The sequence below is a fragment of the Kribbella sp. NPDC050241 genome, from assembly GCF_044459685.1.
Classification (GTDB): Bacteria; Actinomycetota; Actinomycetes; order Propionibacteriales; family Kribbellaceae; genus Kribbella.
This window is the reverse complement of the sequence record NZ_JBITJE010000004.1, coordinates 290,691-311,233: the sequence shown is the minus strand read 5'-3', so window position 1 is coordinate 311,233 and position 20,543 is coordinate 290,691. Positions and strand designations below refer to the sequence as shown.

The window sequence follows — 20,543 nt, the reverse complement described above, 5'->3', positions numbered from 1 at the left end:
CACGTCATTGAGGCGGCACCGCCTAGAGGATGGGCACTTCCGGCTTGGTGGCGCCGGCCGGGGTGGTGTCGTCGAGCTCCTCGACGGCGTCGACGTTGATGCGGGTGGTCCAGCGGTTGTCGGGGTCGGGTTGAGGGATGGAGTCGAGCAGAAGCTGCGTGTACGGGTGGGACGGCTCGTGCATCACGGTGGAGACCGGGCCACGTTCGACGATCGAGCCCTTGGTGATCACCATGACCTCGCCGCCGAGGTAGTAGACGGTGGACAGGTCGTGGGTGATGAACAGCGTCGTCATCCCGTGCTCGCGCTGGAAGTCGAGGAGGATGTCCAGGAAGTGCTTGCGGACCTGGGCATCCAGCATCGACACCGGCTCGTCGGCGATGATGAACGACGGCCGCAGCATGTGGACCCGAGCCAGCATGATCCGTTGCCGCTGGCCACCGGACAGCTGGTGCGGATACCGGCCGAGAACGTTCTCCGGCTCCAGCCGCACCGCCCGCAACGACTCCTCGATCAGCTCCAGTCCCTTGGATCGGCTGCTGGTGAGCCCGAACTTCTTCACCGCCTTCCACAGCACGCGATCCACTCGGTAGAACGGGTTGAAGATCGCGTACGGGTCCTGGAACACCGGCTGGACGTCGCGCCGGTACTCGTCGTACTCGGAGCGGCTCAGCTTGAAGATGTCCTTGCCGCCGTAGAGCACCGAGCCTTCGGTCGGCTTCTGCAAGCCGAGCACGTTGCGGGCGATCGTGCTCTTCCCGCTGCCGCTCTGGCCGACCAGGCTGACGACCTGTGGCGGCTCGGCCGCGAGCGTGAAGCTCACGTCCTCGACAGCGGTGATGTAACCACCTTCCACGCCACGCGCATGGAATCGTTGCTGTACGCCACGAAGTTCGAGCTCGGACTTCACGAGGCCCTCCGTCCTAGCCGTGGGATCGACTCGATCAGCTGCCGGGTGTAGGGATCCCGCGGGTCCTTGAACACCTGGCGTACGTCGCCGACCTCGACCAGCCGGCCCTCGTACATCACCGCGACCCGATCGGCCAGCTGCGCGTGCACTCCCATGTCGTGGGAGATCACCATCAGCGTCACGCCGAAGTCGCGGCGCAGGTCGCCCAGCGACTGCAGGATGACCCGCTGGATCGTCACGTCCAGCGCGGTGGTCGGCTCGTCCGCGATCATCAGGTCCGGTTCCAGCGCGACCGCGATCGCCATCAGTACGCGCTGTTTCATCCCGCCGGACAGCTCGTGCGGGTACATCCCCGCGACCCGCGGCTCCAGCCCGACCTCTCCGAGCAGCCGCGGGATCATCGTGTCGACCTCGCCCCTGCGGCCGGGCGCGTGCTCGAGGATCACGTCCTTGAACTGGTCCCGGACCCGCATCACCGGGTTGAGCGAACTCATCGATCCCTGCGGGAGATAGGACAGCGCGCTCCAGCGCAGTACCCGAAGCTCCTCGCCGTTCACCTTCAGCAGGTCGATCGGTGAACGGCCGCCCGGATAGAACTTCACCGAGCCCCCGGTCACCTTGCCGGGCGGCTTGAGCAGCCGGAGCAGCGCCACCGCGAGGGTGCTCTTGCCACTGCCCGACTCCCCCGCGATCCCGAGGATCTCGCCCCGCCGTACGTCCAGATCCAGCCCGCGCACGGCCTTCACGTCACCGCGGTTGGTCGAGTACGTGACGTCGAGACCCTTCACTTCGAGCACGGAGTCACTCACCGGCCACTCCTCTCAGCCGCGGGTTGTAAACCTCTTCCAGTCCGATGTTGACCATGTTCAGCGCCGCGAACAGCAAGGTCAGCAACACGATCGGTACGACGAACATCGGCCAGGCGCCCAGCGTCAGAGCACCGGTGCCGATCGCGTTGAAGATGATCTGCCCGAGGTCGATCACCCCACCGGGCCCGAGCCCGATGATCTCCAGACCGACCAGACCGAAGATCGCACCGAGGGCGGACGACGCGAATCCGACGCCGATGAACGGCAGCAGGTTGGGCAGCAGCTCGGTGACGATGATCTCCACGTCTCTGGACTTGCTCACTCTGGCGAGGTCGACGTACGGGCGCGATCGCAAACTGAGCACCTGCGACCGGATCGTCTTGGCCGCGAACGGCCAGGAGAAGATCGAGATCATCACGCCGACCTGGAACAGGCTGACGTTCTTGGCGTACGCCGACAACGCGATGAGCAGTGGGAACGTCGGGATCACCAGCAGAATCCCGGTGAACGTCGACAGCACCCCGTCGATCCACCCGCCCTTGTACCCGGCCACGAACGCCACGATCACGCCGACGACGGTCGAGATCACGCCCGCGATCGCGCCGATCTGCAGCGACACCGAGAGCGCCTTCACCACCATCGCGAACACGTCCCGGCCGAACTGGTCGGTGCCGAGCAGGTGCTGTGACGACGGCACCAGCCACTTCTCGTACGCCGCCAGCTCGATCGGATCCTGGCCACCACCGACGGCCTTCGCGATCAACGGGCTGCACAGTGCCAGCAGCACCAGCAGCACGAGGACCACCAGTCCGATGGCCAGTCGCCGGCTGTTCCGGATCGTCCGCAGTACCGCTGTCAGGAGTCTCATCGTGATCACTTCCAGTACTTGACCCGCGGATCGAGCAGCGGGAGCAGGAGGTCGAGGATCAGGACGGCAGTCAGCACCGAGAAGATCGCGATGTTGGTCACCCCAAGGATCGTGTTGAAGTCGAGCTGCTGGATCGCGGTGACCAGCGTCGTCCCGAGACCCGGATAGTTGAACAGCTGCTCGACGAGCACGTTGCCGTTGAAGATGAAGCCGAGCGAGATACCGAACGCGGTGATCTGCGGCAGGTAGCAGTTCCGCAGCGCGTACCGGGTCAGGATCCGCGAGCCCTTCAGGCCCTTGGCCTCGGCGTACACCAGGTAGTCCTCGCCGAGGATCGGGATCATCAGCATCCGGGTCGACAGGATCCAGCTGAACGTCCCGATCACGACGATGGACAACGCCGGCAACAGCCCGTACTTGAGCACACTGCCGATGAACTCCGGCGTGATCCCCGGACTGATGTTGGAGTCGTACGCCGATCTGGCCGGCAGCATTCCGAGTGAGTACGCGAAGATGTACACCAGGATCAGCGCGACGAAGAAGTACGGCACGTGCGACAGCGCGATCGACAGGTTGGTCGCGATCCGTGATCCGAGCTTGCCGCGACGCCAGCCCGCGACCGCGCCGATCACGACGCCGAAGATCCAGGCCAGCACCGCGGAGATGCCCAGCAGACCGATTGTCCAGGGCAACGATCTGAGGATGACCGTCTGCGCCGAGGTCGGGTAGTTGATCAGCGAGGGCCCCATGTCGCCGTGCAGGACCAGCTTCTGCATGTATCTGAGGTACTGGGAGAACAGATTGCCGTCGAGACCGAACTCGTGCCGGTAGCGCGTGATGATCTCGACACTCGCCTGCTGGTTGTAGATGTAGTTCTGCTGCAGGGTCTGGATCAGCGTCTGGATCGGGTCACCCGGCATCAGCCGGAAGAAGAAGAACGCGATGGTCAGCGCTCCCCACAGCTCGACCAGGTAGAGCCCGAACCGGCGGATCGCGTACGCCGCCAGCGGATGTCGCGACAGCCAGGCCCGCACCCCCGAGACGGGCGCGGAGTCCTGGCTCTCGTCGACAGCTACCGCGGGCGGGGCCTCCGCCGTCACGCGGGTCCCTTCTGCCCGGTGGCCTGGATCTTGCCGAGCACGAAGATGAAGTGCGGCCACCAGTTCAGCGGTACCTCGTAGAGATCCTGGTCCGTCGGCCAGTCCTTCCAGAACGCCGTGTTGAAGTACGACGGGTAACCGGTCTGGATCACCGGGAGCAGCGGCAACTGCTGGTAGTAGATCTCCAGCGCCTTGTCCAGCAGCGGCTTCGCCTCCTCGCTCTCCGGGTCCATCCCGGCCAGCTTCTTGGAGACCTCGTCGAACTCGGGGTTCCGGAACCGCATCTTGTTCTTCTGGGCAGCGTTCTTGCCGACCGGCTGGGCCTTGCTGCTCTCCCAGTCGGTGTAGAGCTGCTCGGGGTCGATGGCGAAGCCGGCCCAGTTGGAGTCGATGTCGTACTCACCGCGCTGGAACTTCTCGTCGTGCACGCTGCCGGCCAGGCTGCGCAGCGTGGCCGGCACGCCGACCTTGCCCAGCTCGGTCTTCAGCAGATTCCCGATCGCGTACTCCGGGCCGTCGACCGGCGAGACCGTGATGATCTCGAGGTTGATCTCCTTGCCCTTGTAGGTCCGCTTGCCGGCCGCGTTCTTCGGCGCGATCTCGTCCAGCAGCTTGGTGGCCTTGTCCGGACTGAACTCGAACTTGTACTTGTTCGCGAGATCGTCGTTCTTCCACTTGTCGTTCGTCGGGTAGTCCGCCCACGGGTACTGCGCCGGCGGCACCTCGACCGGCCAGATGGACTTGCCGACCTTCTCCCGGTCCACGCAGTAGTTGATCGCCCAGCGCATCTTCTCCTCGGCCATCACCCCGCGGGCCGGGTCGCAGTTCAGCCAGATCGTCCGCGGGTTCGGGTCGTGGAACTGCGTGGTCACCAGGTTCGGGTAGCCGGTGTTGCGCAGCTGTTTGGCGTGCGGCTCGTCGACCGAGCCGACGTCGAACTCGGCCCGCTCGAACGCCAGCGAGGCCTGGTCGAGCTGCTTGGACGTGCTCTGGAAGACGACGTACTGCGGCTTGACGTCGAGCTTGTCCTTGTTCCAGTAGTTCGGGTCCTTCTCCCAGACGAACATCTTCTGGTTCCGGATCGCCTGCTTCAGCTTGTACGGGCCGGACCGCACCGGCGGGTTGTCCTTGTATTTCGTCGGGTCCTGCGGCTTCCAGATGTGCTCGGGCATGAGGTTGATCGGCGCACCGGCAATCGCGGCGATGAAGTTGTAGTGCAGCCGCGGCGTCGGCTTGAGCAGCTTGACCACCGCGGTGTGGTCGTCGGTCACCTCGACGTCCTTGACGAACTCCTTCAGGTCACCGCCGCCGCCGAACAGGTCGGGCCGGTCCTTCAGCAGCATCACGGTGAACTTGAAGTCGTTCGCGCCCAGCGGCTTGCCGTCGTTCCAGTGGGCCTTCGGATCGAACTTCATCGTCAGCTCGGAGTGGTCGTCGTTGTACTTGTACTCCGTCGCCAGCCACGGCGTGAGCTTGCCGGTGGCGAAACTGAGGAAGAACAGCGGCTCGGTCGCCAGCTCCACGCCGGCACCGCCCGGCGTACCGTTCGGGATCATCCCGTTGAAGCTGTCGAACACCGTGTACTCGACCTGACCGACGATGAGGGTCTGGTCGCGCGGTGTCGGGATGTTGGCCTTGCCGATCTGGATCGACTTGGTCGCGACGGGCTTGTTGTCGGCGGGCTTGTCGGAGTACGAGCCGCCGCCACCGGAGCAGGCGGCCAGGAAGGCGGTCATCGCCGCCGCGGCGCCTCCCCCGACGACACTTCGCCGACTCAGCTGATAGCGGACGACTTCTTCGACATTTTCGAACTGGGGACGCGGTGTTTCGTTCATGACGAAAGTCACCTCCGTTTTCATTGCGCGGACAGGGCGATCACCGACCGAGAGGTGTGACGGACTATAAGTAGCGTTGACAACGTTGGCAAGAGTTCATCGCCACGTTGGGACCTGGTCGTCGAATGCGCAGATCAGTGGATATACCAACCTCTGACAACGATGTTTTGCTCTGCGTGACCAGGCGCACGGTTGGTCTAGTCGTGGTCGTCACACGCCGCGTCACACGGTGACCGAGTTCGATGTCCGGTATCGGCCATCACAGCGGCCGGAAACGATTCCGAAGTGGTAGTGACTTCCAGGGGGAGACATGACGAGTACGGCCGTGGACTTCGAGGCGATCAAGGACAAGCAGCGGGCCGGCTGGCAGACCGGCGACTACCCACGCGTGGGCAACACGTTGCAGATCATCGCCGAGCTCCTGGTCGAGGCCGCCGATGTGCGCGCCGGGCAACAGGTGCTCGACGTCGCGTGCGGTCAGGGGAATGTGGCGATGGCGGCAGCGCGCCGTTTCGCCGAGGCGACCGGCGTGGACTACGCCGTGAACCTGCTGGAGCAGGGGCGTGAGCGGGCCGCGGCGGAGCATCTGCCGGTGACGTTCACCGAGGGGGATGCGGAGAACCTTCCGTTGCCTGACAAGGCGTACGACCTGGTCGCGAGCACCGTCGGCGTGATGTTCGCGCCGAACCACCAGCAGGCCGCCGACGAACTGGTCCGGGTCACCAAGCCGGGCGGGAAGATCGCGCTCGCGTCCTGGACGCCGGCCGGGATGATCGGCCAGCTGTTCAAGGTCGTCTCGAAGTGGGCGCCGCCGCCGGCCGGTGTCCAGCCCGCCACGCTGTGGGGAGCCGAGGAGCACTTGTTCGAGCTGTTCGGCGACCGGGTCGAGTGGACGGCGCTGACCAAGCGCGAGTACGTGTTCCGCTACCACTCGCCGGATCACTTCGCCGAGTGGTTCATGGACTTCTACGGCCCGATCACGCGCATCGCGGGCAGCCTGGACGGCGAGGATTACCGCCATTTCGCCAGCGATCTCGCCGACGTACCGCGAGCGTTCGACTACGCGGACGACGGAACCGTTGCCGCCCGCGCCGAATATCTCGAGGCGGTCGGAACCCGCCGCTAGGGAGATACGCCCTCGCGGGTACTCCCCGGATCGCGGGAGGCGGGCGACACTGGAGACCTCACGGAGGGGGTGAGGTCCTTGGCGACGATCCGTCTGCTGGGACCACCGGAGATCGAGGTTGACGGCCAACCGGGCCGTCAGCCTCGGGGGCGCAAGGCGTGGGCGCTGCTCGGCTATCTGCTACTGGCCGAGCGGCCGCCCAGCCGGCGTCGTCTCGCCGAGCTGTTCTTCGCCGACGCCGAGGATCCACTCGGCGCCCTGCGCTGGACGCTGGCAGAGCTCCGCCGTGCGATCGGCGTACCGGATCTGCTCACCGGTGATCCAGTGGTGACAGCTCTCGACGATGCCACGACAGTCGACGTACTGCTCGTCGGCGAACCGTCCACGGCGCCGGATTCCCTGCTGTCATTGGGCGGAGAGCTCTTGGAGGGCATGGAGCTGGAGTCCTGCCCGGAGTTCGAGTCGTGGCTGCTGGTCGAGCGGCGCCGGGTGGCCGGCGCGCTCGAGGCACGGCTACGGCAGAACGCGGTCGCTCACCTCGCGGCCGGGCAGGCTGACCAGGCGATCCCCTTCGCGGCCAAGGCGGTCGCGATCAATCCGCACGAGCAGGGCAACCATGAACTCCTGATCCGCAGCTTGGCCACATCAGGTGATCGAGTGGCCGCACTGCGGCAGATCGCGATCTGCGAGGACTTGTTCCGGCGCGAACTGGGCGTCGAGGTGTCGACCTCGCTGCAGGAGGCCGCGACGGTCGCACCGCAGTCGCCGGCTCCCCTGAGCGGCCGGGCGGCTGCCGTCAGTCAGCTCCAGGCGGGACGTGCCGCGATCGTTGCCGGTGCGGTCGATGCCGGTCTGCAGTGCCTGCGACAGGCTGCTGCGCTGGCGGTCCAGTGTCGTGACAAGACGCTGGAAGCGCGCGCACTGGCGGCTCTTGGCGGCGCGCTCGTGCACGCGATCCGCGGTCGTGACGAGGAAGGCGCGATCGTTCTGCACGAGGCGCTGCTCGTGGCGGATCAGGCCGGAGAGCGCTCCACCGCCGTTCTCGCGTTCCGTGAGCTGGGGTTCATCGAGGTCCAGGCGGGTCGCCGGAAGACGGGTGACGAGTGGTTGGCGAAGGCCCAGGCTCTCGCCGCATCGGATGAGGAGAACGCCGCGATCCTCGGCGTACGGGGGATGAACTCCTCCGACCGATCCGACTACCCGACCGCCTTCGAGCAACTGGGCCAGTCGGTCGAACTCGCAGGACGGTGCGGCGACCGCCGTCAGCAGGCGTGGTCGCTGTCGCTGGTCGGACGCGCACACTTGCTGCGCGGCGAGTACGACGAGGCCGCGGCAGCGCTGGCGGAATCACTCGACCTGGTCCACCAGGAGCGCTGGATCGCCTTCCTGCCCTGGCCGCAAGCACTCGCCGCCGAGCTCGACCTGCGGGCCGGCAAGCTCGACGCCGCGGTCGACGGGTTCGAGCAAGCCTGGGCACTGGGATGCCAGCTCGGCGATCCCTGCTGGGAAGGCATGGCGGGTCGAGGCCTCGCGATGCTGAACACGAAGCAGGGCGACCACTCCGCCGCGACCAAGTGGCTCGACCTGGCCCTCACCCGCGCCAGCACCGAACCGGACCGCTACCAATGGGTCCACGCCCACGTCCTCGACGCCGCGATCACCGCAGCCCTGGACCAATCCGACCACGACCGCGCCCTGCAACTAGCCGGCCGCCTATCCGCCCTGGCCGCCCGCTGCGACCTCCGCGAACTCCTCGTCCACGCCAACCTCCACCTGAGCCACCTGGGCAACCCCCGAGCAGCCCGCACCGCCCACACCCTCAGCACCACAATCGACAACCCGGCCCTCCGCGAGCTCGTCGGCCATCAGTCGTAGGCGGCGTCGGTGAGAAGTTCGGAGCTTCGGTGGGGTTCGTTGAGTACGGCGCGGATCACGTGGCGCTGGTCCCACCGGCCACTGGCCCACGCCAGTGCCTTGGCCAGGCCGTCGAACGTCGCGGCGTGCGGCGCGCCGTCGCCGTCCACCCACCACGACACCTCGACCCCGTCGACCGTGAGTTCCTCGTGCTCCCACCAGGTCTGCGGGACCCCGGGGACAAGCTCACGCACGATCTCCGGCACCTCGGCCGCCGTACCCTCGCCATCGATCTTGCCCTCGGCAACTTCATGCGCCATCGGTACGTCGAACAGGTCGCTCAGCCCGTCCGCCGCCGCGCCGGACGCGACCACGAACCCACCGAGATCGTCGCGCTGCAACCACATCGGCCCGTCGACGACCACCGCCTGACCCGCGGCGATCACCTGGGTCGTCCCGTCGTCGCCGAGCACGCGTACCTGATCCGGCGCATCGCCCGGGAAGAGCGACAACGTTCCCAGCTGACGCCACAGACGCAGGAGAGCACTCTCGTCGACCTCGCGCTCCGGGTCCGCGATCCGCTCCAGCACCAGGCTGATGCCATCGGCATCGAGGTCGCCGACCTCACGGACCAGGCCGATCGCCGTCCGTACCTCAAGATCAAGCACCGCGGTCCATTCCGGAGCCTCGTCCAGGAACGTCGCCAGCACCGGCTCCGCATCCGGATCGGCCCGCCCGGCCAGCGGTTCCCCGTCCTCCAGCACAACACGCTCGCGGATCCACCAGGCCGAGTACGACGGTACGCCGAGCGGCCGGTCGTCCGGCCCGACAACGCGCACCTGCGTCACCAGGGCGCGACGCAGGTCCGGAGACGATCCGAGCAGCTCGAGCACCCGTGGCCAGGCGTCGTCGGTGATCCAGTCCAGATCGCGGATCGCGCTCAGCTCGCCAACGGTCGCGCCGTACCGAGATCCATCCGGCGCCACGTCGTACGCCCAGTCCTCGATGCCGTCCAAGTCCTTCAACGACTCGGGCAGCTGGTCGAGCGCGACGTCCGAAGCCGTCACCAGGCCGAGCGTCGCGAGGACGCCGACGGCCTCCAGCGCCGGCAGACCGTAGCGGTCGAGGACGGCGCGATCGATCGGCGCGACTTCCTCGTCGTCGAGCACCTCCGCGGCCTCGGACCCGGGAATCACGAGCGCGTTCGCCGGCACCAACTCGCCGTCAGCGTCACGCAGGACAAGGTCCGAGAGCCACCACAAGCCCTCGGCCTGCGACGGATCGGCAGCGACCAGACTGAGTATGGCCTCCGCGATCGCCTCCGGATCGTCGGCATCGACGGAGTGCTCGACAGCCGTCCGTACGGCGCTGTCCTCGAGCAACGACCGCGGCGTCGCGGGAAGCGCCCCGAGCCGCTCGAGCGCCGGGTCCACCGCCTCCGGATGAACGATCCGTACGCCGTACTCCCCGAAGGCGGCCAGGATGCCGGTGGGAATCTCCGGGCCCGGCAGGAGCAGGCCGCGCACACCACGCACGAGCCGGCCGTCGGCGAGTGGGACCGGAAGCGTGCCAAGGGATTCGCGCAGCAAGGCATCGGTCACCATGCCGCTGAGAGACGCGTAGAGAGCGCTCCACCAGGCGGGCGATTCGTCGGCGGCAACTCCCCCGAGTTGGTCCACCACCTCGGCCAACTCGAGCCTGCGGACGCCGAGCGCCTCGAGGGCCAGCCTGTCCTGCAAGGTCGACCGGATCAGCCCGCGGACGATCGGCGCGAGTACTGCGTTGAACGAGGCGTCGGCTCCATCGACCACGACGGCGTCACGCGGCCGGAGCACCGTCTCGTCCTCGACCGCCCGGACGATCGGAGTCCCGGGGAGGACGGCAACGATCTCCTCCCGGAGAGCGCGATCAAGCGTTCCCGCCGCGAGCCCGGTCGGCACGAGGTGGAGGACGTCGCCGCCGTCCTCGACGCGCGTTCGCAGCAGCTCGGCGTACGCCGTCGCCGCTTCGCGGACCAGTCGATCGGTCAGCGGACCCTTGGCGACGTGCCGCCGGGTCGGGTCCAGCGGGAAGCTCGCGAGCAACAAAGCCTGCAGCGAAAGCGGTTCGTCGGTCGGAGTGGGCGCCTGCACAACCCCGGGCAGCTCCACCTGATCGCGTGGGAGTGCCCAGAGGACCGACCAGGTCGGGCGAGAGCGCTCCTCGATCGGGCGATCGGCGAGCAGTTCCTCACGTTCACGGTCGTCGAAGACACCGGCGGCGCGACCCACCCACCAGCGGGATCCCGCGTCTTCCAGGACCCTGCGCCCGTCCTCGGTCTCGATGTCGATCCGCTCGAGATCCGGTAGCGCGAGCAGCAGCGCGTCGCCCGCCCCCTCGAGCAGCCGGCGAACGAGCGCGGCCGCGTTCTCGTCCCGCAGCGGCAGGATCACCGCGGTGTCATATCCCTCCGGCGGCTCACCGTCGGCTTCGAACGGCAGCCGCAACACCGGTACCTGCCCGTCGCGCCGCCGTACCTCGGTGTCCAGCCCGGACGACCCGACCGCCGTGATCGCCGCCGCCGTGTCCGCCTTCGAGAACCGCACGCCGCCGGTGCGCGACAGGATCACCGGCTCGTCGCTCACCGCGAGGACGGCGGAGAACCCGACCCCGAACCGCCCGACCGCTGCCTCGTCCCGCTTGGCCGAGGCGCGCAGAGTCGCGAGTGACTCGACTCCGTCGGCGGACAACGGCGTACCCGTGTTCGCCACGACCAGAGTGCTGCCACGGAACTCGTAGAGAACGCGTCCCGGCGTACCTGCCCGTGCCGCGGCGTCGGCCGCGTTCTGCGCCAGTTCGATCACCAGGCGGTCGGCGTACCCGCCGAGGGCCAGATCCTCCTCGGCGTTCGCGTCCTCGCGGAACCGGACCGGCGCCGCCGACCACCCGGCCAGCACCCGCTCGCGAATCCCCGCCGTACCGAACACGTCGTCGCTCACCGGTGGAAGTATGGCGCGCTCTCACTGGAACGAACAGCGGGGGTTCGGTGCGTCCTCCGGACAGGTCGCTATCGTGGTCGGGTGATCGAACCCGGCAGCCGGTACGTCGCCCTTGGCAGTTCCTTCGCGGCCGGACCGGGAATCGACCCGATCGTGTACCGGCCGGCGGGTCGATCGGGCCGCAACTACGCGCACCTGGTCGCCGCTGAGTTCGGCCTGGAACTCATGGACGTGACGTACTCCGGCGCCACCACCGCGCACGTCCTGGACACTCAGCAGGACGACGCGCCGCCGCAACTCGACGCTGTCACGCCGGACGCCGCGCTCGTCACGATCACTGCCGGAGGCAACGATCTCGACTACGTCGGGACATTCATCCGCGGCAGCATGCTCAACACCCTCGCGAAACCGGCCACTCTCCTCGGTCGCCGCGTCGCGAACCGGATCCGTTCCCGGGTCAGCTACCTGAAGGACGACGCGGAGTACCAGGCTGTCACCGACTCGCTGACGAACGTCGTCGAGCAGGTCCGCGAGCGTGCCCCGCACGCCCGCATCGTGCTCGTCGACTACCTGACCCTGGTCGGGCCGAGCACTCGGCCGCGTCTCGACGTACCGCTGAACGAGGAGCAGTTGCCGAGCGTCGCGATGATGGCCGACAGTCTCGCTGCCGCCTTCGCAAAGGCTGCCGCGGCCGGCGGCGCGGAGCTGGTCGCCGCGTCGGCCGCCAGCCGCGACCACGCCATCGGCTCGCCGGAGCCGTGGACCACCGCATTCACGCTGCGCCCGCCGGGGATGCTCGGCGGCGTCGTTCCGTATCACCCCAACGCGGCCGGCATGCGCGCTGTCGCGGATCTCCTCATCGACACACTGAAGGTCTGACGTCATGGGCAGCCAACAGGTGCGGCAGGCAACGGTCGCGGACGTCGAGCCGGCGGTCCGCACGCTGGCTCGCGCGTTCGAGGACTACCCGATGACCCGGATGGGCCTCGACCCGGACGACTACGTCACCAGACTCGCGCAGTACCAGCGCCTCTTCCTGACAGAGATCGGCCTGGCGCATGGGCGGGTCTGGGTCACTGATGATGTCAGCGCCGTCGCGATCTGGACGACTCCGTCGACGCCGGCGGACGTCTTCGCGCCGCATGCGGACGCGTTCGAGGCGCTCGCCGGTTCGCGGGCCGCGCTCGTCGCGGAGTACGAGCAGGCAATGGGGATCTTCCGTCCGCGGGAGCCGGTCTGGTTCCTGGGTCTGCTCGGTGTCGAGCCTGACCTTCAGCACCAGGGACTCGGGCGAGCGGTGGTCGCGCCCGGTCTGTCCGCGGCTGATCAGGACCGCTCGCCGGCGTTCCTCGAAACCCAGCTGCCCGCGAACCTGCCGTTCTACGAGTCCCTGGGCTTCGTCACCGTCGCGGAGCTGCAACTCCCCCACGACGGACCGATGCACTACGCCCTCTACCGGCCGCCCGCTCCCGCCGTGTGACGTCGACCGTGTGACCTCGGCCGGCGTGTGAGGTCGGCGCCGGCGGGCTAGGCCGGGGTGTGGACGTACGGCGTGGTTGTGGTGATGGCGAGGAAGCCGAGACGCTGGAGGATCGGGGAGCTGTCGTCCGAGGCGTCGACGTGGAGGTACCGATAGCCGAGCTCGACCGCGCGGGCGGCACGAACCGCCACGAGCGCCTTGTAGATGCCCTTCCCACGCCAGTCGGCCAGCGTCGAACCACCCCACAGGCCGGTGAACTCAGTGCCCTTCTTGTACACCGCCCACGCCGCGGACACGACCTCGCCGTCGGCCTCGGCGACATAGACGTCGGTCAGGCCGGTCGCGTGGCGACGTTCCAGGTCGTCGGCCAGCCAGGACCAGTTCTCGTTCCACACGACCGACTCCATCGCGGCGATGCGCTCGAAGTCGGCGCGGTCGTTCACCAGGCCGATCGTCACCCCGTCGACGGTCGCCCGGCCACGCAGGCGTTCGGCGATGTCCGCACTCTCGGCCACGAGAACGGTCTCCTGCTCCTCCGGCTCGAATCCCGCCGCACGCAGCCGATCCGGCAGGTCCACCGGGAGATCGTGGCCGCGGAGCTTCCACTCGACCGCCTGACCCTTGGCGGCGAAGTAGTCGCGCTGGCGTGCGATCAAAGCATCGACCTCGGCATCGTCGAGGCCCTCGAGCGTGCGGTAGCTGACGAACCCCCGCATCGGGTACTCGACCCGGATCACCGGCCCGTCCATGCTCGTCGGTACGTCAGCGCCCTCGCTCGTGCCGCGCAACTGCTCGTCGTACACCGCCAGCAGGCGCTCTGCCAGATCAGTCTTCGCTCCATCACTCACGCAAGGACTCTGGCACGCTTCGGGGTGATCCCGCGTCCCATTTCACGTGAATTCAGCGTGTCGCCACTCTCGTCGCTCCCCGCCACCCGAGCCGCAACCAGCCGCGAGCGCTCTGACGAGGGCGCCGCTTGCTCCTGCGCTCGACCCTGCCGTCACTCTCCGTCGTGATCGGATCGGTCTTCTGCTCGCGTCGGTCCGCGGCGTTGTGACTCAGCGACACCATCAGGTTCAGCGGTTCCATCGTCCCGTCCTCCGGCTCCGGGCACCGTCTCCCGGCGCCTACACCCCTACGTCGGAGCCGACGGGCCGACTTTGACATCGAGAAGCGAGATCAGGCGGATTCAGTGGACCTCAGGAGCCGGCGGAGGAGGGATTCGAGGCGGATCTGGTCGGAACTGGACAAGTTGTGGATCAGTTCCTGCTCCACTTGCTGGATCTGAACGATCCCTTGCTGCCAGATCTTGTGACCCGCGGGAGTGAGGGTCGCCAGGACCTTGCGGCGGTCGTCGCGGTCACGGGTGCGGTCGACGTACCCACGACCTTCGAGGGCGTCGAGCCGGTTGGTGAGGGCTGCGGCTGACATGCCGAGCTGGTTGGCGAGCTCACCGGGCGTCGCTTGGTACGGCGTCCCGCCGCGGCGAAGCATGTGGAGGGTTTTGAACTCCCACCACTGCAGGTCGTACTCCGCCAGGACCGCGTCTCGGTGACGATCCAGGTAGCGGGCCAGCGCTTGGAGCCGGACCGCGATGCCTTCGACGCGGCGGTCGAGGTCCGAGAGCTCGTTCGACCACAGGTCGACGTGGTCGTCCACAGAATCCTTCACCTGGCTAACTTTTCAGCCGCTGAAGGTTAGTTGTCAAATCTTTCGACGTCGAAATACTCTCGTGGATATTCGAGATCGCTCACCCGTAAGGACATCCGCCATGGCCCAACTCGCTGCCTCTTCCGTCGTGACTGCCGCCCTCAACCTGATGCACGCGGGCCAGTGGTCCGCTGCCACCGGCCTGCTCCGGGCAGCGGAGATCGACGATCCGGCCGAGGTCCGCGCACTGGCGATGACCCTGGCCGAGGTCGCGGTCGATCAGGACTTCGCACAACAGACCGACACCGCCGAGGAACCACTGGCCGCAGCCGAGCAGGCACTGAAGACGTCGCCGGATCCAACAAGCCGGTGGGATCTCAACATGCTGCACCTACGAAAGGACTACGCAACAGAACTGTTCCACCGGCCGGCCAGCGCGGCGAGCACCTCACACAACGACTCGCATCACGCAGACACCGGCGAACTCGACGCCAGGCCCGAGCACGGTGCCGATGGTCGAGAAAGCGCAACGTCCGGCACCGCCGAGGCCCAGAGCAGCGCGGACAATCGTGAGCGCCGGGTCAGCGGCGCCGCCCGGGCCCAGGTCGGCGCGGATCCTGACGGCGCCGTTGGCGGCACGACCGAGGCGTGGGGTGGGGCAGTTGGGCTGGGCGAGCGGGCCGTGGGGCTTCGGGATGGTGGTGCTGATGACGGGCGGCGGGGGTTGGCTTCGTTTTATGCGGGGTTGATTGCCGACAACCTTCAAGGGGAACCCGAGGCTGCGTTTGGGCACTTCACGGCGGCGTTCGAGTTCGGGGAGAGGGCTTCCGACGAGCTTCTTATGTCCTTCGCTCTTCGGCACCTCGGCGATCACGCGTACACCGCTGGGGACTTGAAGCTGGCCCGGGAACACTGGGAGCAGTCCACGGAGCTTCGGCAGAAGGTGGGACATCTGTTGGGCGCACTTGCTCAGCAGGCGTTGCTGTCCGTCCTCCTGCGCGACGAGGGTGATGCGGCCGGCTCACGTGCACTTGCCGTCGAGATCAACCGCTGGTCCAGCCAGGTCAACATCCCGTTCCTCGTTCACGAGACGGCAGGATTGATGCGCTGACCTGCATCCCGGCGGATATCTGGGGCAGCGTGACGTCGTCGACGGTCAGCCGCCGCGCCGGACCTCGATCTGATGTCCTTCAGATGGATCCGTGGATCCGTGGATCCCGTGGTGAGTTCGAGCGGCTGATGCATCCGAGCCATGAGGCCCTACCGATCGGTGGGTGGATCCACGTCAGCGCTTTGGTGAATGCGCGTCAGCGCAGTTGGCGAATGCTCATCGAACTACCTTGGTGAGTGCTAGCCGGGTTCGGATTTGCGTAGTGGCCTAGGTGGTAGCGGCTGCGCGTCCTGGTGCTGGCTCGCCGGAGGGCTGTCCCCAGACGGCGAATCGGGCAGCCCCCTCCATCGTTGCTGCGTCCGCCCGCCGCAACGGCTGATCGGGTCGACCGGCTGTAGTGGAGTCATCCCAGGGGTCCGCGTCCCCGAAACGTCGGTCCGCTGACCTCACCGGAGTCAGTACGGCGGGACGGATGTCCTGCCCGACAGACCACGCAGGCTCAGCCGGGTCGGCGGCGGACCGCTGCCCGGTAGTCGCCTGCGGTGCGTCTGGTTTCAGCGATGGCCGTGTCAGTAATGGACGCGGAGGGTTGGCTGACTGCGCCGTTGGCCTGTTGTCGCTCGAGGCAGGTGAGGCGACGGACGCTGGCGTCGCAGCAAACGCGGGCGTGCCGGCAGACGCAGGGTTCGCAGCAAACGCGGGCGTGGCGACGGAGGCGGGCAGGGTTGCGGGGGCCGGGTAGGGGCTGTTCGGCGTTGCGGGCTGGCGGCGTGCGGTGGCGGGCCACGGCGGTGGGTTGTTCCTCGAGGCGTGCGTGGGCGGCCGAGTGAGGGCCGGTGGCTGTGGGGTGGTTGGGGGTTGTTTGGTGTTTGGAGGTGGTGGGTCGGCCCAGGTGGGGCGGGTGACGTGGACTTTGCCGTTGGTGATGGTGATGGTCCAGTGGCCGGCGTGGAGGTCGATGTGGTGGCGGCGGCAGAGCAGGACGAGGTTCCAGATGGTGGTTTCGCCGCCGTCGAGCCAGGAGCGTAGGTGGTGGGCGTCGCAGTGGATGGGTGGGGCGCCGCAGACGACGCAGCCTTTGTCGCGGGTGTTCAGGGCGCGGCGCATGGCGCGGGTGACGAGTCGTTCGGAGCGGCCGACGTCGAGGGGTTCGGAGTTGGAGCCGAGGACGAGCGGGATGATGTTGGCGTCGCAGGCCAGGCGTCTGATCGCGGCCGCGGACAGGTTGTCGCCGTAGACGAGTCCGCCGGTGGCCTCCGCGGCAGCCGACTTCAGATCCTCCAGGTCGATGGTGACCGTGATGGTGGTCTTCGCCCCGAACCCCGGAACCCAACCAGCCGGCCTCGCACCACGGCCGGACTCAGTCGTCGTACCAGCGCCAGAAGCGGTGGTGGTGGTGCCATGGTCGGCGGCGACGCCAGCTCCAGGGACGGTGATGGCGGTGGTGCCGGTTCCGGCGGCGGTGCTGCCCGGATTGGTGGCGGGGTTGCCGGTGGTGGGGGCGGTGGCGGTGGCGGTGGCGGCGAGGGTTAGGGCGGTGGTGAGGGCGTCGGCTTGGCGCTTTTCGCGGGGACGGGGGTCGAGTTCGCCGTCGAGGGTTTTGTGGGGGCGGGCGCCGGTGTGGATGAGGGTGCGGAGGAGTTCAGCGTTCTCGTTGGCCAGGTAGCCACGGAACTTGACGCCGTTCTCGGCGGTGATCAGGGCCAGGGATTCGCGGGCGTAGGCCTTGTGCTCATCGGGTTCGGGGCCGTCGGTGTCGAGGAGGTCGCGGATCTGCTTGGCGGCTTTGCGCAGTTCGCTGGGAGTCAGGTGGCGGGCCAGGGTGACCAGTTGTTGTTCGGCGACCTGGAGGTCTTCGACCGAGACCGTGGTGGGGACGCGTTCCAGGGCGGACACGATCGCTTCGGCCTGGGCGGGCCGCAGCAGCCACGCGGTCGAGCGATCCTCGCCGCCCGCACCCGCACCACTACCCTCACCTCCGCCCTCGCCCGCGCTGGCGCCGTCGCCCTCGCTGGCGCCGGCGTCAGCGTCGGCGCGGGCGGTCTCCCCGGCGTCGGGGCTGTTGGTGACGGCCTCGGGCTCCGTCAGCCCGTTCGCGATGTCGTCGTCGCACTCGGACTCGGACTCGGCATTTGAGGCCACGTTGTCGACGGGGGCTGTTAGGGCGGTGGTGACGGCTGGGTATTTGGGCAGGGCTCTGGCTAGGCGGACGTCTCGGTGAGCGGTGGGGCGGTCCAGGCGGTAGCGGAACGCCAGGAGTTGGGTGGTGTCGTGGGCGCCGAGGTCGGCTGCGTGGCCGGTGGTGTCCAGGGCGGCGATGAGTTGGAGGCGGTAGGTCTGACGGCGGGCGAGGTCGGCCTCCAACTCGTCGAGAGCGGTCAGCATCTCGCTGCCGCTCATCGACCAGATCGGCCGCTCACCCAGAAGTTCCATACCGACAACACTAACCACGGCCACCGACAGTTCTCAAACCCAGAAGCCCTTATCCACAAGGGAATCCGAGGCAATCTAGTTGTCCACAGGGTGGTACGGCTTGTGGATGTTGCCTTAGGCAAATACACGGGAACGTGTAGGTCTCAGATCCGGACCGGTAGTGCGAAAGTCGCGGGGATGCCGGGGCTGTGGAGGGCGTGGTCGGGTGGGCGGCTCGGCTCGGCGAGGCCTACGGAGGGGAAGAGGCCGTCGATCTCCAAGGTCCTGAGGGTGGCGGTGCGGAACGACCAGGCAGGGTGGTGGTTGGGGAGGTACCAGGTACGCCGGGCTCGGTGCGTGTGGAGGCCCCACCGGGCGGTGAGGAAGTCGGTCAGCGGATCTGGGGCCACGGGCGAGCCGATCGCGACGGTGATCGTCGATGTCGCGTGCACACCCGGCCAACGAAGGACCGACCTGTACGTGTGTTGGTCGGCAACCTGCGTGTGGGTCATCTGAGCCCAGCGATACGGCAGGCCGAAGATCGTGCGGGCCGCCGCGACCACTGCGAGGCGGTCGGCGTCGAGGCTGAGGAAGACGACGCCACGACGCCCGGACTCGTCGACGGAGTACAGCCGGATGTTGGTCTCGAGGAACGATCCCAGCACAGGTACGGCGGGACCGTGCGGGAACCCGGTGCCGGTCATCCGGAACGGCACCAGCCCGACGTACGTGCGCCCCTCGAAGGTGTCCGGACGTGTACCCGACGGGAACAAGTGCGCGACCTCGGCCGGATCCAGCGCCCAGTGCAGGAACGTCAGATCCAGCCACCGCTGCCGCAGGATCCGTGGCCGCTCGAGCTTCGGTGCATCCGGCCAGATCGCGTCCACCGTTCAGTCGACGGTCGGGCGAACCTCGCAGGTCGGCAGGCCTTCGTTCAGTTCGCACACCAGGTACGGCGACGAGGACGCGTCCGGGGACCGCCACGGCATGACCGCCTCGCCGGTCAGCAAAGCGTCGAGCGTCTGGAGCTCCGGGTCGCGCTGCTCGGCGTGATGCCGGTACCCGGCGGCACCGAGTGCGAGCGCGATCGCCATACCGAGGAGGTTCACCTCGGTCGGCTGATCGGGAGCGACCGAGTCCTCCGCCGGCTCGAGCTTGATGCCGTGATCCGGCACCTCGACGATGCGCGCGACGTACCTGCCAGCTGTCATGGGTCGAGCCTAGCCCCAGACCGTCAGCCACCGTGGGAGGTCCCCGAGAGGACCTCCCACGCGGGACCTACGAGGAGAAGGCCGCGTCGAAGGACGCGGTGGGTGGGTCGAAGGCGAGGGAGCGGACGAACTGGAGGGCTTCGGCGGCACCGACGAGGCGGTCCATGCCCGCGTCCTCCCATTCGACCGAGATCGGGCCGGTGTACCCGATCGTGTTCAGCATCCGGAAGCACGCCTCCCACGGGACGTCGCCGTGGCCGGTCGAGACGAAGTCCCAGCCGCGCCGCGGGTCGCCCCAAGCAAGGTGTGAACCCATCCGGCCGTTGCGGCCGTTGCCGACCTGGCGCTTCGCGTCCTTGCAGTCGACGTGGTAGATCCGGTCCTTGAAGTCCCACAGGAAGCCGACCGGGTCGAGGTCCTGCCAGACGAAGTGCGACGGGTCCCAGTTCAGGCCGAACGCCTCCCGGTGGCCGATCGCCTCCAGCGTCGCGGTGGTCGACCAGTAGTCGTACGCGATCTCCGACGGATGCACCTCGTGCGCGAACCGGACGCCGACCTCGTCGAACACGTCGAGGATCGGGTTCCAGCGGTCGGCGAAGTCCTTGTACCCGGCCTCGATCATGGCCGGCGGTACCGGCGGGAACATCGCGATCGTCTTCCAGATCGACGAACCGGTGAAGCCGACGACCACATCGACACCGAGCGCCCGGGCTGCGCGGGCGGTTGTCTTCATCTCCTCGGCGGCGCGCAGGCGCACACCTTCGGGATCGCCGTCGCCCCAGATGTGCGCGGGCAGGATCGCTTGGTGCCGCTGGTCGATCGGGTCGTCGCAGACCGCCTGGCCGAGCAGGTGGTTGGAGATGGTCCACACCTTCAGGTTGTGCTTCTCCAGAATGTCGCGGCGATCGCGCACGTACGCCTCGTCCTCGGCGGCACGCCGCACGTCGAGGTGGTCACCCCAGCAGGCGATCTCCAGCCCTTCGTAGCCCCAGGAGGACGCCAGCCGGGCGACCTCCTCGAACGGCAGGTCGGCCCACTGGCCGGTGAACAGGGTGATCGGTCGAGCCATGGTCATCTCCTTGGTCGAACAACTTCTTCCGGTACGTCGGTCCAGCCGGGGCGGGCTGCACGAATCGGGTCGGGTGTCCCCCGGCGGCGCCTGGAGCGCGGGGCGGCGCCGGGGGTCCCCGCCGGCCGTG

17 protein-coding genes are annotated in these 20,543 nt (G+C 67.8%); 5 read left to right on the top strand and 12 right to left on the bottom strand.

From position 1 onward, the window contains the following. Positions 1-22: 22 nt before the first annotated feature. The 5 genes from ACIBG5_RS21750 to ACIBG5_RS21730 are packed head-to-tail and all read right to left on the bottom strand — an operon-like array spanning position 23 to position 5,522. Positions 23-910, bottom strand: coding sequence for an ABC transporter ATP-binding protein (locus tag ACIBG5_RS21750; RefSeq protein ID WP_396393290.1), 888 nt, complete (start codon positions 908-910; stop codon positions 23-25). After that, positions 907-1,719 carry an ABC transporter ATP-binding protein gene (locus ACIBG5_RS21745; protein WP_396393289.1) on the bottom strand — a complete coding sequence of 271 codons (813 nt, stop codon included), beginning with the start codon at positions 1,717-1,719 and terminating at the stop codon, positions 907-909. Before ACIBG5_RS21745 ends, ACIBG5_RS21750 begins: the two co-directional genes overlap by 4 nt. Next, positions 1,712-2,587 (bottom strand): ABC transporter permease, encoded by an 876-nt coding sequence (locus ACIBG5_RS21740; protein WP_396393288.1) that lies wholly within the window; start codon positions 2,585-2,587, stop codon positions 1,712-1,714. The genes ACIBG5_RS21745 and ACIBG5_RS21740 overlap by 8 nt, the downstream gene beginning before the upstream one ends. Positions 2,588-2,592: 5 nt before the next feature. Further along, positions 2,593-3,687, bottom strand: coding sequence for an ABC transporter permease (locus ACIBG5_RS21735; protein WP_396393287.1), 1,095 nt, complete (start codon positions 3,685-3,687; stop codon positions 2,593-2,595). Beyond that, the gene (locus tag ACIBG5_RS21730; RefSeq protein WP_360443608.1) at positions 3,684-5,522 is read right to left on the bottom strand and encodes an ABC transporter substrate-binding protein; all 1,839 of its coding nucleotides are present in this window, start codon (positions 5,520-5,522) and stop codon (positions 3,684-3,686) included. Before ACIBG5_RS21730 ends, ACIBG5_RS21735 begins: the two co-directional genes overlap by 4 nt. Positions 5,523-5,832: 310 nt before the next feature. Here ACIBG5_RS21730 and ACIBG5_RS21725 point away from each other — a divergent pair, with 310 nt between their 5' ends. After that, the gene (locus ACIBG5_RS21725; RefSeq protein WP_396393286.1) at positions 5,833-6,648 is read left to right on the top strand and encodes a class I SAM-dependent methyltransferase; all 816 of its coding nucleotides are present in this window, start codon (positions 5,833-5,835) and stop codon (positions 6,646-6,648) included. Between the two features lie 78 nt (positions 6,649-6,726). Further along, a complete protein-coding gene (locus tag ACIBG5_RS21720) occupies positions 6,727-8,523 on the top strand; it encodes a BTAD domain-containing putative transcriptional regulator (protein WP_396393285.1) in 1,797 nt (598 codons plus the stop codon). Here the strand turns inward: ACIBG5_RS21720 and ACIBG5_RS21715 are convergent. Then, positions 8,514-11,480 carry a sacsin N-terminal ATP-binding-like domain-containing protein gene (locus ACIBG5_RS21715; RefSeq protein ID WP_396393284.1) on the bottom strand — a complete coding sequence of 989 codons (2,967 nt, stop codon included), beginning with the start codon at positions 11,478-11,480 and terminating at the stop codon, positions 8,514-8,516. The two genes, ACIBG5_RS21720 and ACIBG5_RS21715, sit on opposite strands and share 10 nt — an antisense overlap. Before the next feature lie 81 nt (positions 11,481-11,561). On the opposite strand from ACIBG5_RS21715, the gene ACIBG5_RS21710 reads away from it, so the two are divergent. Together ACIBG5_RS21710 and ACIBG5_RS21705 are read left to right on the top strand one after the other, a co-directional pair. Beyond that, on the top strand, positions 11,562-12,359 hold the full coding sequence (locus ACIBG5_RS21710; protein WP_396393283.1) for an SGNH/GDSL hydrolase family protein: 798 nt from the start codon (positions 11,562-11,564) through the stop codon (positions 12,357-12,359). Between the two features lie 4 nt (positions 12,360-12,363). Then, on the top strand, positions 12,364-12,960 hold the full coding sequence (locus ACIBG5_RS21705) for a GNAT family N-acetyltransferase (RefSeq protein WP_396393282.1): 597 nt from the start codon (positions 12,364-12,366) through the stop codon (positions 12,958-12,960). A gap of 47 nt (positions 12,961-13,007) precedes the next feature. On the opposite strand, the gene ACIBG5_RS21700 is transcribed toward ACIBG5_RS21705, so the two are convergent. Then, positions 13,008-13,808 carry a GNAT family N-acetyltransferase gene (locus tag ACIBG5_RS21700; protein ID WP_396393281.1) on the bottom strand — a complete coding sequence of 267 codons (801 nt, stop codon included), beginning with the start codon at positions 13,806-13,808 and terminating at the stop codon, positions 13,008-13,010. A gap of 331 nt (positions 13,809-14,139) precedes the next feature. Next, positions 14,140-14,631 carry a MarR family winged helix-turn-helix transcriptional regulator gene (locus ACIBG5_RS21695; protein ID WP_396393280.1) on the bottom strand — a complete coding sequence of 164 codons (492 nt, stop codon included), beginning with the start codon at positions 14,629-14,631 and terminating at the stop codon, positions 14,140-14,142. 61 nt (positions 14,632-14,692) lie between these two features. Between ACIBG5_RS21695 and ACIBG5_RS21690 the strand changes: the two genes are divergently transcribed. Continuing rightward, on the top strand, positions 14,693-15,721 hold the full coding sequence (locus ACIBG5_RS21690; protein WP_396393279.1) for a hypothetical protein: 1,029 nt from the start codon (positions 14,693-14,695) through the stop codon (positions 15,719-15,721). A 267-nt stretch (positions 15,722-15,988) separates the two neighbouring features. On the opposite strand, the gene ACIBG5_RS21685 is transcribed toward ACIBG5_RS21690, so the two are convergent. The 4 genes from ACIBG5_RS21685 to ACIBG5_RS21670 all read right to left on the bottom strand — a co-directional run bounded on the left by ACIBG5_RS21685 (position 15,989) and on the right by ACIBG5_RS21670 (position 20,413). Beyond that, complete coding sequence (locus ACIBG5_RS21685; protein ID WP_396393278.1) at positions 15,989-18,154, bottom strand: DUF222 domain-containing protein; 2,166 nt, start codon at positions 18,152-18,154, stop codon at positions 15,989-15,991. Positions 18,155-18,297: 143 nt separating this feature from the next. Further along, complete coding sequence (locus tag ACIBG5_RS21680) at positions 18,298-19,020, bottom strand: YqjF family protein (RefSeq protein WP_396393277.1); 723 nt, start codon at positions 19,018-19,020, stop codon at positions 18,298-18,300. Between the two features lie 3 nt (positions 19,021-19,023). Further along, positions 19,024-19,344, bottom strand: coding sequence for a hypothetical protein (locus ACIBG5_RS21675; RefSeq protein ID WP_396393276.1), 321 nt, complete (start codon positions 19,342-19,344; stop codon positions 19,024-19,026). A 67-nt stretch (positions 19,345-19,411) separates the two neighbouring features. Beyond that, positions 19,412-20,413, bottom strand: coding sequence for a sugar phosphate isomerase/epimerase family protein (locus tag ACIBG5_RS21670; protein WP_396393275.1), 1,002 nt, complete (start codon positions 20,411-20,413; stop codon positions 19,412-19,414). Between the last annotated feature and the right edge of the window lie 130 nt (positions 20,414-20,543).